This is a genomic window from Shewanella sp. CAL98-MNA-CIBAN-0140 (assembly GCF_040309905.1).
Classification (GTDB): Bacteria; Pseudomonadota; Gammaproteobacteria; order Enterobacterales; family Shewanellaceae; genus Shewanella; species Shewanella psychromarinicola.
The window spans coordinates 1-14478 of sequence record NZ_JBEOPI010000034.1; the positions used below are offsets into that span (position 1 = coordinate 1).

Below are 14478 nucleotides of genomic sequence, written 5' to 3' on the forward strand. Positions count from 1 at the left end.
ATAAGAAGTCTGAAACAGAAACAAGAAATGCAGCTTAAAATTTAAGTAAAGAGTGCCAACTACCTTGAAAAACACCGACAGGCGCTGGCATGCACCAGCATGAAGTTGACGCCCTGAAACAATTATCGATGACCACATTGTCGTTTGAAGCGAATCAAAGTCTGCCACAACTCGGCGTCGGACTCGCCATCGTCAGGCAGTTATTGGGATTATTGAAATGCAGAATTGAAATAGACAGCCAACCGGGCGTCGGCAGTGAATTTAAGATAGAGCTTGTAACGCAGGGTTAGAGCTGAATTTGTTGTGATTTAACATCTTAATGACCATGATAGACGGTGGCGAATAAGAGTCTACAGTACAAGTGAATATGGGATAAGACTTCCCAAATGCAACTATATATTGCCCTATAGCTCAAAAGTCCAATCCATGGATCACCACATTTTCTGTGTATGGAAAGTAGTGATACACAAAATTTGAGCGTTATAAAGATACTTATAATTAATGAATTTCTCAGGCTCTAATTGGGACCAAATACAAAGTACCCAACCATCACTGGTATTAATATAATGACAAACGAGCACATAAAATATATAGCTCTTTTTTTATCACTTTTGGAAGTAAACTTCTGAACAGAATCTTCATCTATAGCTTGTGCAGCCTTTACTTTAACCGGTAAGAGCATTGCTACAGCATAACTCGGAATTCTCATCCCCATATTATCCCATTGCGGTATGCTTCCACCTGAAGCCTTAATTTTCTTCTCTATAGGGTGTACGGTCATTTGCGCAAAAACCAAATAAGCTATAAAGAAATTGACTAACGGAATACTGCAACACAACCAAAATATACTTTCATAATTTTCCATCATAAATTACCAATTACTGCTTGCATCATAAAGTTTACCCGTAATTTTTTTACCTGCTGTATCGAAACCCAATCCAACAAGAAAACCAACAGAGGCGGCTGCACCAACTCCAATCACAACAGCCCATCCAACTGGTGTAAATACCAGCGCAATACCAACTCCAATGCTATAAGCACTACCTGCTGCGACAGTTCCAGCCGCGAAACCTGCAGAAAAAAACCAATCTGAGTTGAACCAGTGCTTAAGCGGAACCACTAATAATTGCAATAAGCATATAAATTTCTACCTGTTTAGTTTTTAGTTTTCGTCAAAAAAAAGCGAATAGAATATTGCAAATAATAAAAAAATGGCAAGAGAGGCTATAGTATAAATAGCTCTGATACGATCATTTTTAGTTGCAAACTTTCGTACCGAATCTTCATCTACCATTTGCGCTGATTTTGCTTTGATACTAAACATCAGAGATAAAGCATAACTCGATATACGAATTCCCATGTTGTCCCATTTGGGTAATTCTCCTCCAGAACTCTTAATTTTTTTCTCTAAAGGATGAACAGTCAATTGTGCAAAAATTAGCAGTGACACACCAAAATTTATCATTACCAAAATACTGATGATCACAAATAAATCTTTATACTCAAACATTTACAATCACCAACCACTGCTTAATTCATAAACAGATCCTGTTATACCTTTCCCAAACTGGTCAGCTAAATAACCAGCTAAGAATCCAGCAGAAGCTCCCACACCGATACCAATTACCACAGCCCATCCTACGGGAGTAAACGCTAATGTAATGCCTACTGCGACGCCATAAACACTAGTTGTTACGGCTGTCCCGGCTGCGAAACCCATAGAAAAACCGACAGTCTCTTGCAAAGCTTGTTTCTCCCAATTACCGCCGCTCTCGAAGGTATCTCTTACCGCTGTCGCTCGAGAATGGACATCCAGCAGCACTAAACCATTACCGCCAAATTTTGCAACACCAGCGAATTTATTCAATGTTCGAAGCTCTTTTGCAGACGAAATTTAGATTGGTTTTGTCGTTCTAGCACTTTTAGCCTGATTAAGACCACGATCAGCATTGTTCCAAATGCTAGCCTTACGAGCTCTTGAGCTAGCTAGTCGTTTTGAAATTTCATTGTGAAACTGTGAATTTAACCGACTATGTAACTGCCGCGCCGTTTGTTCAAACTTAAGGACTTCTAACTTTGGCATTTTTGAACGGTAAGCATTACGCACTTTTTCAAGCGCCATTTGGTATTCTTTTATTACGCTTTGTAATTGTGATAAATGATGACCCATTGCACCGATGGATGCTCCCATCATTGCTTTATTCTGCTCTGCAAAAAAATCTTTTGGTAAACTATCTAACTGTTGATCATAAAAATCAGATAGTGCTAAAAGCATATCAGGCCCAACAGCTTCGTTAACCTGCGCAATGGCTTGTCTTTGATGTAACGGTTTAGTTTTAAATTTACCTAATTCGTTATTCAATAAATGGTCTTGAGCATATGCTGTGTTAAAACTATCCATGAAGTTAACTTGTGGAACACCTGGAGCCTGAAAAGGTGCGTCTAAGATTGATGGTGGTGTATTGGGGGTAAGACCTGTTATCCGCCCTTTAGGGCAAATACTAATTTCAATTGGCATAATATCTTCCTTGATTTATTAAGCGCACATTTTAAATAAACTTTATGTTTAAATCACAATCTATAGATCAAATGTAATGATGGGTAATTTTATTATGTTTAACCTTTTCATTCTATAGTCATAAATAACTATGATAAACGCAGAGCCTACTCAAAAATGATAAGTAAATTTTAAATGGCTGTGTTGGAAAAACATAAAACAACTTTAAATTTTGGCAACAAAAAAGCGGATCCGAAGATCCGCTTTTGTTAGCCAATACCACTGAATTACTTGTGGTATTTACCAGACAACTCATGCACAGAATTGATAAATGCACCGGCATGATCTGGATCGACATGCTGGTGAATACCATGGCCTAAGTTAAATACATGGCCATTACCTTCGCCGTAGCTGGCTAGAATTTGGTCCACTTCTTGGTGAATACGTTCAGGTGTGGCATATAACATCGATGGATCCATGTTGCCTTGTAGTGCCACTTTATGGCCAACACGACGACGGGCATCACCAATATCAACAGTCCAATCTAAACCTAATGCATCACAACCTGTTTCAGCCATAGACTCTAACCATAATCCGCCACCTTTAGTAAATAAGGTAACAGGTACTTTACGGCCGTCAGCAAAGCGAGTTAAGCCATCAATGATTTTTTGCATGTAACGCAATGAGAACTCGCGATAAGCATGGTGAGATAATGCGCCACCCCAAGAATCGAAAATCATTAACGATTGTGCACCGTTTGCAACTTGCGCATTAAGGTATAACACCACTGAGTCTGCCAACTTGTCTAATAACATGTGCAATGCAGCGGGCTCGGCATAGGCCATACGCTTAATTTTTTCGAATGTTTTGCTTGAACCGCCTTCAACCATGTAAGTGGCCAGTGTCCAAGGCGATCCCGAAAAACCAATTAACGGCACTGAGCCATTTAGTTCGCGACGAATAGTGCTTACGGCACGCATCACGTAGCCTAATTCATCTTCAGGATCAGGAATACATAACTTTTTAATCGCATCTATGGTGTCAGTCGGACGCTCAAAACGTGGACCTTCACCGGCTTCAAAATACAAACCTAGGCCCATAGCATCTGGCACAGTCAGGATATCTGAGAATAAAATCGCAGCATCTAAATCATAACGACGTAATGGTTGTAAAGTGACTTCGCAAGCCAATTCAGCATTACGGCATAAAGACATAAAGTCACCTGCTTGAGCACGAACTTCTTTATACTCAGGTAAATAACGTCCCGCTTGACGCATCATCCATACTGGAGTGACATCAACAGGTTGCTTCAGTAACGCACGTAAATAACGATCATTCTTTAATTCTGCCATGTGGGCTTTCTTCCTAGACTGTTATGATTTCTATGATTTCTGCTGGGCGCTAGTTTAGCACTTACCTGATTAATGTAACCACCCATGCAGAATTTATGTGAGCTATTCCTAAATCTAGTGTCGATTTTATTAACATAACCGCCTTATCCGCTCACAAAACACACAATACTGATGTGTAAATCGCAATTTATAGGATTAAAAGTTGCGCCAAGGAATGGGGTTTGGTATAAAAAGTATGCGCTAGCAAGAACAATCAAGAAGCACGACAAATCGAGCCTTTGAAAACTTAGTTACCCCGTGATGGCATGCCTATCATGGGGTTTTTTATTATCCACGTTATGCCGTTTCTTTTTTCATCCTAAAGGGTCGGTCCACTGCAAATATAAATAAAACAGTTGATCATAATACACGTTGTCCAATACATTAGTGGTTACATAAAGACTGCCAATTAGAGAGAAGACATGCTAACAAAACTAGAAAAAGCAGAAAGACGCTGGGGCGGTGCTCATAATTTAATCGATCAATGGATAAGTAATCGCCGCAAATTATTGATCCAATATTTTATTGTTGCAGGATTAGCACCCTATTCTCGCAGCGAAAAATCACTTCCAAAAATGGATCAAGTGAAACAGTTTTGTGCCCAATTAGTTGATTATGTTTCTGAAGGCCACTTTGAGGTATACAACAACGTTGTTAAAGCTTGTGAAAGGTTTGGTGAGTCGAGCATAGAAACAGCCAATGGCTTATTACCGCGCATTAGTGAAAGCACAGATACTGCGTTGGATTTTTATGATAAATATACCGATGCATCTGACGAACAAGTGCTGTATCAGCTCGACAACGATTTATCTCATTTAGCACAAGCCATGGAGTCGCGTTTCGAATTAGAAGATGAGCTTCTAGAACTCCTTTACCAACGTCTTCCTTAATTGAGGCAGCCCATTAAAAGTGCGATTTGTTACGCACTTTTTAATGCGGATCCCTTGATTACACCTAAGGTTATTGCCGTTTATGCCAGTTTTCAGGCAGCTCAACTTGTGACCATAAATGTTGACATAAATCTTGCGGCTGATGCCAATCGCCCATTTTTAACCAGGCCACCAATGCATCGCCCACCTGTGGATACGCAATCGGCTTAGGTGATGGGCTTTTTAACCAACGCTTAAGCACGGTTGGATCTAAAGTTTGCATACTCTCTGCCACCGCAAGTAATTGTAACGCAGCAAGGTTAGCCGATTGTTCAAATTGCCCCAGTAAAGGTTTCACCAATAATTTTTTACCTAAGGTCATCGCCTCACTGGCTAACTCAAAGCCAGCATTGCCGATCACCCCACCACATTGGGCCATGTGTTGTTTAAAACCCTCACGATCAAAGCCATGCCAATGAATATGCTCGGCTAATTCTTGCAAAGGTTGCATGCTGTGGTAAACAAAAAAGTGATATTGATCAAATGGAGCTAAAAATGCCGCAATACGATCGGCATCTTCAAACGGTAAATACACTAAAATTTGATGGCTATGATCACCACCATTGGGCGACACCTCAACAAAAGGAGGTAAAATAGGAAAACCAAAGTGATGCCAATGACAACCTAAAGCAATATCGACAGGCGCAAAATGATTCAGTAAAAACTCGTTAAACCAATTGTTACCCTGTTTAGGCACAGGATATTGTAATGCAGCCTGATGACTAATGGCTATCGAAGGCACATGTTGTTGTTTCGCAGCCCAGGCGCTCACGGGTTCAAAATCATTTAACACTAAATCGTAACCCGTTAAATCTAAGTGCTTAATCTCAGAAAAAATGGCCGTCGTTAAATTGCATCTGGCAGTTTTCATTGTATTAACGCGACCATTTTCGGTCACGAATGTCATGCCATTACGGGTCTGATAATCGCCAAAACATTGCATATCAAAGTAATATTGCGGTGTACGGCCTGAAAATAGAAAATCGACATCGATATTATGTTGCTTAAGCGCTTTAGACATCACGCGCGCGCGGCTGATATGACCATTCCCGGTGCCTTGAACTCCATACAAAATTTTCATTTCGGCTTACAATCCTCAACGGCTGAATTATCAAGATGGAAACATGCTGCACTCATTACTGCATGAGCGATGAAAACATGAGTTATCAAAACATGAGTTGCTCAACAAGTAATACGGATCCCATACCCAGCCCTGCGCCAGCAATAATATCCAAAGGATAATGTACCCCTAGGGCGATTCGCGATGAGCCGACAAAACAAGCCCAAGCAAACGCTATTGGTGCTAAGGCAGGAAACACCAGCTCCACCACGCTAGCCAATACAAAGGCACCAGCAGTGTGCCCTGAAGGTAAGCTAAATTTATCCGACGGCTCAAAACCTGACTCAAAGCCCACTAAAGCGTGACAAGGACGATGACGCCGAATACTGTTTTTTAGCAGTAAATACAACGGAAACTCAACCACAAAACTGCCCAACACTAAATTAAAGAAGTACTGACCGTTAGGATGAAAAAACAATAGCGCAACAGATAAGTAAACATAATAGTGGCCATCACCTGTTGCAGATACGCGCTTAGCGGCCTGATTTAGGCCGTTATCTCGGCTAAATTGCACGACCCAATAAAACCAATATTTATCTAACTGGCTGATATTCATCTTCATGCTTAACTCCATGCCAAACGTCAGGAATATCAATTACTCTATCTTTACCCGGTCATAATTGCCCGACTAACGTTATTAATTTGTTAACAGTTTAGATAATAGACAGGGATAATGAACACGAGGTGACAGTTAGTCTAAAGTTTTATGACAGCTAAGTGAGTCGAGAAGTGATGATATAAACCAAGTGTATTGCGAAGACGCGGATGGGTGATATAAAAAATGCCCCCTCTTATTCATATTAAGAGGAGACATAAACAGCATTTGTTTATCGTAAACGATACAGAAACACTTTCTGTGCCATTTATGCAGTTTGCGACTTTGCGCTTTTATTACGATAAATCTTAATTAAGTGAAAAATGTTAATACATGCTACAAAAGCATTCATGCCCGCAACTGGCCAAGCTTCGATTGCATATCCGTAGGCGACAAAAAAAGAACAACCGACAAAATTTAACCATCTGAGTAAAACGATGTCTTTCATCATTAGTGAAATGGCCACCATAACGGATGCAGCATAACCTAAGATTTCAATAATATTGATATTTTCCATAAGAACCTCTATTTCAGGCCCTCTGCCTTCCGTAAGCGTAACGAGGATTCCGTGCCCCTAAAGCTAGCATTATTTTGTAAACTTACATTAATTAATTTATCAATATGCTAACAAACTGGCGAGCATAAATGTAATTAAAAAACGTATTATGATGACTTATATCAACATATATCGGCTAATCTGTTCAATTTGAAAGAAAATTACTTCCAAATCTGATCCCCGTTCTCTATTTAGGTCAATGTGTCATCTGCGCATAAGTAACACCATAAGTTGATTTATAACAATCCAGTGATTAATAAGACTTTTATTTTCATAAAAAGCTCATATAATTCATTTAACTTTGCTTTACCCAGCAATTTACCTTTGCTGTCTTACAGGAGTGAAATATGGAATACAACACCTCAGAACTCTGCGACACGTATATAGATGTAGTCGATGTCGTCGAACCAATGTTCAGTAACTATGGTGGTTGCAGCTCCTTCGGTGGCTCAATCAGTACGATTAAGTGTTTTGAAGACAATGGCCTTATTGCTGATGCTCTACAAGATGACGGTGAAGGTAAAGTATTATTAGTTGATGGTGGTGGCTCATTACGACGCGCGCTCCTTGACGCTAGAATTGCTGAAATAGCGGTTGCCAATAACTGGGAAGGTATTCTCATTTACGGTTCAGTGCGTGATGTTGACGCCCTTGAAGAACTTGATATTGGTATTCAAGCGCTTGCTTCGATCCCTGTCGGTGCTGAAAGTAACGGTGTGGGTGAAATCGAAATTCCAGTTAATTTTGGTGGAGTGACCTTCTTACCTGGTGACCATATTTACGCTGATAATACCGGTGTTATTCTATCTCCAGAACCATTAGATATTGAATAACAACGTCATAGCCAACTTCGCTTTGTAAAAGCTGGCAGACTATTTCTTTAAAAACCAGCTATGCTGGTTTTTTTATGGCTGTAATTTGGAGAACAATCATGTTTAGCGCATTTACTCAACAGCACTGCGATACATTATTAAACTTACGCCCTAATGAAACAAAAATAGGCCAACAGGTTTATCTGGCATCCGCAGAACTGTCATTAGGGCAAAATGCGCTCGATGCTAAGTCTTCTGGCGCACAGTTTGCCATTATTGCCATTGCAGAAGATGTAGGACCACGGGCCAATCTAGGCCGAGGTGGAGCAGATGATGCCTTTGTCACCAGCATGAAGCAGTTGCTTAATTTACAGTCCAATCGATTTCTTAATGGCAACGAATGTGCCATTTTGGGCCAAATCAGTCTCGACACGCCATTGCCTGCAACAGCGACTATCGAACAATTACGTCAAGCAACAGCGCAATTAGATAGCATCGTCATTGCTGCGATCAGTCAAATCATGCAAGCAGGGTTAGAACCCATCGTCATTGGCGGCGGGCATAATAACGCTTACGGTTTATTAATGGCCACAAAAGCCACCACAGGGTTACCTGTCGCAGCGGTCAATCTGGATCCGCACAGTGACTTTAGACCACGAGAAGGTCGCCACAGCGGTAATGGATTTAGTTATGCAGCCGCCAATGGCGCCCTCGATCATTATCATATTCTCGGATTACATGAATTAAAAAACAGCGAAGTCACCCTTGAACAACTAAGTCTTTTTGGCGCCACATGGCATAGCTTTCAACAAATTTGGGTTCGTCGTGAACTGCCGCTCGAGACGGTATTAAAGCAAATAGCGATATCGTTAAATCAAACACAACTGCCAGTGGCACTAGAACTCGATGTCGATGTCATCACCAATATGCCCAGCAGCGCGGCCACATTTGCCGGTATTCCACTACTCGATGCATGCCATTATGTGCATTATATTGCTAGGCATTGTCCATGCTATTACGCTCATTTTGCAGAAACCGCCCCAGCATGCCATCACGCGGGGGTAGAAGCGGGTTATCGTGATGCAGGTCAAGCTCTTAGTGAGCTAATTTATGCTTATATTCAGGGAAGATTAACTTGTTTGAATTAGGATCTGTGGACGCTATTCATTAAATGCTAATTATATGCTCTAATGCAGGGCAATTTTTTAGCCTTAACTGCTGATGTATACTGGGGCTAATCGACACGAAGATCATTGCTGCGTTCAAGTTGATGTGAAATGTACATCGGGTGTAAAGTGAGACCGCTAATTGATAGTTGTCACACTATCACACTAGAGCATTTCAGCAATCATTAGCAATGGCATACACTTACTATTAATTATCGCTCATTATAGGAATATACCGATGTCTGAAGGCGAACCAAAAAATACTCATTTTGGATATAAAACTGTCGAAGCCGATAAAAAAGCAGAGTTAGTCGCTGACGTGTTTCATTCCGTCGCGGCAAAATACGACATTATGAATGACGTGATGTCTTTTGGTATTCACCGTTTTTGGAAACGTCACACCATTGAAGTCGCTGCTGCTCGACCAGGTATGAAAGTACTTGATTTAGCCGGTGGAACGGGTGACCTTACTGCTAAGTTTTCCCATTTAGTAGGCGATCGAGGTCAAGTCGTTCTTGCCGATATTAATGATTCTATGCTCAAAGTCGGTCGAACCAAATTACGTGACAAAGGCATCGTCAACAACGTCAGTTATGTGCAAGCAAATGCTGAAGCATTACCGTTTCCAGATAACCATTTTGATATTATTACTATCGCTTTTGGTTTACGTAATGTAACCGATAAAGATGCCGCATTACGCTCCATGCAACGAGTATTAAAGCCTGGCGGAAAACTATTAGTGCTTGAATTCTCTACGCCTAAACATGAATTAATGCGTAAAGTTTATGACATGTATAGCTTTAAGGTATTGCCAAAAATGGGCGCTCTAATCACTAAAGATGCCGACAGCTACGAATACCTTGCCGAATCCATCCGTATGCACCCTGATCAAGAAACACTTAAACAAATGATGATAGATGCTGGGTTTGAACAAGTTGACTACACCAATATGACAGACGGTGTTGTCGCATTACATCGAGGTTATAAGTTTTAATGATGCCTAATCACTTTGCTTTGTTAACTTGTGCAGCCATTGAAACCGCTTTTAACCAGCTGCCAGCACAGGCTAAAAATGACTATGCTCGCCAGAAATCATTGCACGGCAAAGTTTTTTGTATCCAGTTGAGCCAGCTAGATTGGCCGCTTTATTTAGTATTTGCTAAGCAAATTCAAGTACTCAACCATTATGAAGGTGACGTAGCCGTGACGGTGCGGGCTGATGTATCCACCTTATATCAGCTCACTGAAGGCGCTAACTTAACTGAGCTCATCAAACAAGATAAACTCAGTTTGGAAGGTGATATTCAATTACTTCAATCGTTAAGCCACTATTTACAGAACATTCATATTGATTTTGCCGAACCATTATCACGCTACATAGGTGATGCTCCGACCCATAGAATTGTCACTAGCGCCAAACAATTTAGCCATGATATAAAGCAGGTTATACAAAAAACTCGGTCGCACATCAGCCAGTTAACAACCGAAGAATATCGTCTGGCACCGCATAAAATTGAATGGCTGCATTTTCGTGATAATCTGGATGAACTGGTAAGCCAAACCGAACGTATCGAAGCAAAGATAACCAAATTAAGAGATCAAATCATTAAATGACAACTGCAAGTATCAGGCGTGGTTACCATGTCATTAAGACCATTCTGCATTTTGGCTTAGATGATTTAATTCCTCGACACAAAAAGCCATGGTATTTCTCAATTCTGCGCAACGGTTTATTTTGGATCCGTAATAAACATAAAAATAAATCACCTGCCGAACGCTTAAAGCTGGCGATGCAAGATTTAGGTCCGGTATACATCAAACTAGGGCAAATGCTGTCGACTCGCCGTGATTTGCTTGACGACGAATGGGCTTACCAATTGGCCATGTTGCAAGACCGAGTGCCACCATTTGATTCAGCGTTAGCACGTCAAGCCATCGAAGCGGAGCTTGGAGCACCAATCAGCACTTATTTTGATGATTTTGACGACACCCCATTGGCGTCAGCCTCTATTTCACAAGTCCATACCGCGACGTTAAAATCCAACGGCAAAGACGTAGTACTTAAAGTCTTACGTCCAAATGTTGAGCAGCAAATTCTAGCTGACTTACAGTTAATGATCCAAACAGCTAACATACTGGAGACATTACTAGGTGATGGTAATCGCTTACGTCCTGCTGAAGTGATTGAAGATTACCGCACCACCATTTTAGGCGAGCTTAATCTTAAACTCGAAGCACTTAACGCCATAAAACTGCGCAATAATTTCATTGATTCAAACTCCTTATACGTGCCTTTTGTTTACGAAGAACATAGCTACAAACGATTAATGGTCATGGAACGTATTTACGGTATTCCTGTCTCTGACACAGAAGCGCTACGCGCCCAAGGCACCAACTTTAAACTGCTAGCCGAGCGCGGTGTTGAATTGTTTTTCACTCAAGTGTTTCGGGATAATTTTTTCCATGCCGATATGCACCCTGGTAATATATTTATCAGCCGCGAACATCCTGACGACCCATTTTATATTGGTCTAGATTGCGGCATTATGGGCACCTTAACCGAGGTTGATAAACGCTACCTTGCGGAAAACTTTTTAGCCTTTTTTAATCGCGATTATCACCGTATTGCCCAGTTGTATATTGAATCCGGATGGGTCTCTGAACACACAGACATCATCGCCTTCGAACAAGCTGTTAAAGTGGTATGCGAACCTATGTTCAACAAGCCACTAGATGAAATATCATTTGGCCATGTATTGCTGGAACTTTTTAAAACCGCGCGCCACTTTGACATTGTAGTGCAACCACAACTGGTGTTGCTGGAAAAAACCTTACTTTATATTGAAGGCTTAGGCCGTCAGTTATATCCACAATTAGATTTATGGCAAACCGCAAAACCGTTCCTCGAAAACTGGATGTCTGAACAGGTTGGTCCTAAAGCTCTGTTCAACAAAGTAAAATCAAATGCACCGTTTTGGGCGGACAAACTCCCCGAGTTTCCTGAATTGATTTACGACAACTTAAAGTTAGGTCGTAAATTACTCGGAACTCAGCAACAAATGCTAGATAAATACCTGAAATACCAGCATAAATCACACAAAAGCAACTACCTGTTAATCACGTCCGCAGTTTTGTTGATCTGCGGCACAATATTATTTACTCAAAACGCTACACTGTGGCTAGCATACACCTGCATTGCTTCTGGCTGCCTATTTTGGGCGATAGGATGGCGATCTATGCCAAAGAATCGTAAATTTTAGCTAGCACTATATAATTAGAGGTTCATAATACTTAAAGAATTGGGTGGTATTGTGAACCTTGAAATAACTTTTATACAAAAACTATTTTTTATTTAAAGAGGATAATCTTCATGGGCGGCATCAGTATTTGGCAGCTTCTAATTGTAGCGTTAATTGTCATTTTATTATTTGGTACTAAGAAATTGCGTTCTTTGGGCGGTGATTTAGGTGGAGCAGTAAAAGGCTTTAAAAACGCCATGACTCCAGAAGATGAAAATAAATCATTAGACGATGATAAGAAATCATTAGAAGATGAAAATAAATCATTAGAAGGCAATGATCAGACTGCAGCGACTTCGCAACAGGCTGCAGAAAAGCAACCTGAATCTAAAGATAAACAGGCGTAATTTATTATGTTTGACGGTATCGGCTTTATGGAGCTGCTGCTGATCGGTATTTTGGGGCTAGTAGTACTTGGCCCCGAAAGACTTCCGGTTGCAGTACGTTCAATAACAGGTTGGATCCGCGCGCTTAAGCGCATGGCTAACTCTGTCAAAGATGAACTTGAACAAGAGCTTAAAATTGATCAGTTACATGCTGATTTAAAAAAAGCTGAAAGCAAAGGTTTAGCCAATTTGTCTCCCGAGTTACAAGAGTCAATTGATCAGTTGAAGAAAGCCGCTGAGTCTGTGAATCGACCGTACAAAGTTGAAGACACATCCCCTGTGGCGCCAAAATCATCACCTGACAAGTCTCCTTCTGTCGCAGAAGCTAAGTCATCCGAAATGACCAGCGAAAGCAGTTCAACTCCTAAATCTAACGGGTAATTCATGTCGCAACAGAAACCGCTTATTAGCCATTTGCTTGAATTACGCAACAAATTGCTCAAAGCCATTGGCAGTGTGTTAATCGTCTTTATTACTATGGTTTATTGGGCTAATGATATTTATCACTATATCGCCCTACCATTGATGCGATCTCTACCTGAAACGGGCAGTATGATTGCAACTGATGTTGCAGCTCCCTTTTTTGCACCGTTCAAGCTAACACTCGTGTTGGCATTCTTCATTGCAATTCCCTATGTACTTTACCAAGTGTGGTCTTTTGTTGCACCTGGGTTATACAAACATGAAAAACGTTTGGTTTTTCCCTTATTAGCCAGCAGTACCCTGCTGTTTTATCTTGGAATTGCCTTCGCATACTATATTGTTTTCCCTGTTGTTTTTGGGTTTTTTACCAGCGTAGTCCCTGACGGTGTTGAAGTCGCTACTGATATCAGCAGTTATTTAAGTTTTATTCTAAAACTGTTTTTTGCTTTTGGTTTAGCCTTTGAAATCCCCGTAGCCGTGGTTTTACTCTGCTGGGCGGGTGTCACCACACCAGATGAGTTACGCCAGAAACGTCCGTATATTGTTGTAGGAGCTTTTGTTGTTGGCATGATACTGACGCCACCCGATATCATCTCGCAAACTATGCTAGCAATACCAATGTTGTTATTGTTTGAAGGTGGCCTAATAGCCGCACGTTTTTACAGCAAAAAAGAAGACGAGCAAGAAAATGAAAAAGCTGATGATTAAGCGATAAAGGAAGCCTCTACGGGCTAAGAAGCAAATAATAAGGAAGAATAAATGCGTTTAAGTTTAATTGTTGCTGGGATCATATTGATGTCGGCTAATGCATATGCCAATACTAATCTTGGTCAGCAATTGTCTAACTGTGCCGCTAAAACGGACAAGCTCGAGCGGCTAATTTGTTATGACGAGTTAGCCGCTAATGCTAAACCTAGCGCTCATATAATGACGACGACAAATACAACTAAGGTTGCTCCATCAGAGGTACCAAAACCGCCAGCTACACCTAATGTTGTAGCACCATTAGTTGCAAGCCCTCAAGTACTCAGTGTTGATGATTTTGGCTTAAAAACGAAAGTGGTAGAAGATGAAGTCGATAAAGTTTATTTTGAAGTATCTGCAGTTAAAAAAGCGCCATATGGCGAATTAATCATCACCTTTACTAATGGTCAAGTTTGGAAACAAAGTAGTCCTGAGCGTTATAAAGTCGATAAAGGTCAACGCATCTTTATTGAAACCGGTGCCTTGAATTCATTTCTACTAGGCACTGATGATCGTAATGCGACGACCCGAGTTAGACGATTAAAGTAACTACAGCACTT

General features: G+C 40.8%; 20 protein-coding genes. 11 read left to right on the plus strand and 9 right to left on the minus strand.

What is annotated here, in order from left to right; genetic code table 11:
- The first annotated feature begins 89 nt into the window (after positions 1 to 89).
- Positions 90 to 290 carry an ATP-binding protein gene (locus AAEY93_RS15945; protein ID WP_351078271.1) on the plus strand — a complete coding sequence of 67 codons (201 nt, stop codon included), beginning with the start codon at positions 90 to 92 and terminating at the stop codon, positions 288 to 290.
- Between the two features lie 227 nt (positions 291 to 517).
- Here the strand turns inward: AAEY93_RS15945 and AAEY93_RS15950 are convergent, their stop codons facing one another.
- The 6 genes from AAEY93_RS15950 to hemE form a co-directional block, all read right to left on the minus strand.
- Entirely contained in the window at positions 518 to 868 is a 351-nt protein-coding gene (locus AAEY93_RS15950) for a hypothetical protein (protein WP_157822219.1), read from the minus strand.
- A gap of 3 nt (positions 869 to 871) precedes the next feature.
- Positions 872 to 1132, minus strand: coding sequence for a hypothetical protein (locus tag AAEY93_RS15955; RefSeq protein WP_101032947.1), 261 nt, complete (start codon positions 1130 to 1132; stop codon positions 872 to 874).
- 30 nt (positions 1133 to 1162) lie between these two features.
- The gene (locus AAEY93_RS15960) at positions 1163 to 1510 is read right to left on the minus strand and encodes a hypothetical protein (protein ID WP_351078275.1); all 348 of its coding nucleotides are present in this window, start codon (positions 1508 to 1510) and stop codon (positions 1163 to 1165) included.
- A 6-nt stretch (positions 1511 to 1516) separates the two neighbouring features.
- Entirely contained in the window at positions 1517 to 1867 is a 351-nt protein-coding gene (locus AAEY93_RS15965) for a hypothetical protein (protein WP_351078277.1), read from the minus strand.
- A gap of 27 nt (positions 1868 to 1894) precedes the next feature.
- Entirely contained in the window at positions 1895 to 2518 is a 624-nt protein-coding gene (locus AAEY93_RS15970) for a hypothetical protein (RefSeq protein WP_351078280.1), read from the minus strand.
- 266 nt (positions 2519 to 2784) lie between these two features.
- On the minus strand, positions 2785 to 3849 hold the full coding sequence (gene hemE / locus AAEY93_RS15975) for a uroporphyrinogen decarboxylase (protein WP_124014066.1): 1065 nt from the start codon (positions 3847 to 3849) through the stop codon (positions 2785 to 2787).
- 461 nt (positions 3850 to 4310) lie between these two features.
- Here hemE and rsd point away from each other — a divergent pair, with 461 nt between their 5' ends.
- The gene (rsd, locus tag AAEY93_RS15980) at positions 4311 to 4778 is read left to right on the plus strand and encodes a sigma D regulator (protein ID WP_101032951.1); all 468 of its coding nucleotides are present in this window, start codon (positions 4311 to 4313) and stop codon (positions 4776 to 4778) included.
- A gap of 70 nt (positions 4779 to 4848) precedes the next feature.
- On the opposite strand, the gene AAEY93_RS15985 is transcribed toward rsd, so the two are convergent.
- The 3 genes from AAEY93_RS15985 to AAEY93_RS15995 all read right to left on the minus strand — a co-directional run bounded on the left by AAEY93_RS15985 (position 4849) and on the right by AAEY93_RS15995 (position 7049).
- Positions 4849 to 5898: an MJ1255/VC2487 family glycosyltransferase gene (locus tag AAEY93_RS15985; RefSeq protein WP_124014065.1), complete on the minus strand. Its 1050-nt coding sequence runs from the start codon at positions 5896 to 5898 to the stop codon at positions 4849 to 4851.
- 85 nt (positions 5899 to 5983) lie between these two features.
- On the minus strand, positions 5984 to 6499 hold the full coding sequence (locus tag AAEY93_RS15990; RefSeq protein ID WP_351078285.1) for a phosphatase PAP2 family protein: 516 nt from the start codon (positions 6497 to 6499) through the stop codon (positions 5984 to 5986).
- Positions 6500 to 6800: 301 nt separating this feature from the next.
- Positions 6801 to 7049, minus strand: a complete 249-nt coding sequence (locus tag AAEY93_RS15995) for a YgjV family protein (RefSeq protein WP_101032954.1) — start codon at positions 7047 to 7049, stop codon at positions 6801 to 6803.
- A gap of 386 nt (positions 7050 to 7435) precedes the next feature.
- Here AAEY93_RS15995 and rraA point away from each other — a divergent pair, with 386 nt between their 5' ends.
- From rraA to AAEY93_RS16040, 9 genes are all read left to right on the plus strand, one after another.
- Complete coding sequence (rraA, locus tag AAEY93_RS16000; RefSeq protein WP_101032955.1) at positions 7436 to 7921, plus strand: ribonuclease E activity regulator RraA; 486 nt, start codon at positions 7436 to 7438, stop codon at positions 7919 to 7921.
- 98 nt (positions 7922 to 8019) lie between these two features.
- Positions 8020 to 9048: a formimidoylglutamase gene (locus AAEY93_RS16005; protein WP_351078289.1), complete on the plus strand. Its 1029-nt coding sequence runs from the start codon at positions 8020 to 8022 to the stop codon at positions 9046 to 9048.
- A 256-nt stretch (positions 9049 to 9304) separates the two neighbouring features.
- A complete protein-coding gene (gene ubiE / locus AAEY93_RS16010; protein ID WP_101032957.1) occupies positions 9305 to 10060 on the plus strand; it encodes a bifunctional demethylmenaquinone methyltransferase/2-methoxy-6-polyprenyl-1,4-benzoquinol methylase UbiE in 756 nt (251 codons plus the stop codon).
- Complete coding sequence (locus tag AAEY93_RS16015; RefSeq protein ID WP_335688268.1) at positions 10060 to 10680, plus strand: ubiquinone biosynthesis accessory factor UbiJ; 621 nt, start codon at positions 10060 to 10062, stop codon at positions 10678 to 10680. The genes ubiE and AAEY93_RS16015 overlap by 1 nt, the downstream gene beginning before the upstream one ends.
- Positions 10677 to 12326 carry a ubiquinone biosynthesis regulatory protein kinase UbiB gene (gene ubiB, locus AAEY93_RS16020; RefSeq protein WP_101032959.1) on the plus strand — a complete coding sequence of 550 codons (1650 nt, stop codon included), beginning with the start codon at positions 10677 to 10679 and terminating at the stop codon, positions 12324 to 12326. The genes AAEY93_RS16015 and ubiB overlap by 4 nt, the downstream gene beginning before the upstream one ends.
- A gap of 110 nt (positions 12327 to 12436) precedes the next feature.
- On the plus strand, positions 12437 to 12712 hold the full coding sequence (gene tatA, locus AAEY93_RS16025; RefSeq protein ID WP_101032960.1) for a twin-arginine translocase TatA/TatE family subunit: 276 nt from the start codon (positions 12437 to 12439) through the stop codon (positions 12710 to 12712).
- A gap of 6 nt (positions 12713 to 12718) precedes the next feature.
- Positions 12719 to 13132 carry a Sec-independent protein translocase protein TatB gene (gene tatB, locus AAEY93_RS16030; RefSeq protein WP_124014061.1) on the plus strand — a complete coding sequence of 138 codons (414 nt, stop codon included), beginning with the start codon at positions 12719 to 12721 and terminating at the stop codon, positions 13130 to 13132.
- Positions 13133 to 13135: 3 nt separating this feature from the next.
- Positions 13136 to 13882 carry a twin-arginine translocase subunit TatC gene (tatC, locus tag AAEY93_RS16035; protein ID WP_351078296.1) on the plus strand — a complete coding sequence of 249 codons (747 nt, stop codon included), beginning with the start codon at positions 13136 to 13138 and terminating at the stop codon, positions 13880 to 13882.
- 51 nt (positions 13883 to 13933) lie between these two features.
- The gene (locus tag AAEY93_RS16040) at positions 13934 to 14467 is read left to right on the plus strand and encodes a hypothetical protein (protein WP_101032963.1); all 534 of its coding nucleotides are present in this window, start codon (positions 13934 to 13936) and stop codon (positions 14465 to 14467) included.
- The last annotated feature ends 11 nt before the right edge of the window (positions 14468 to 14478 follow it).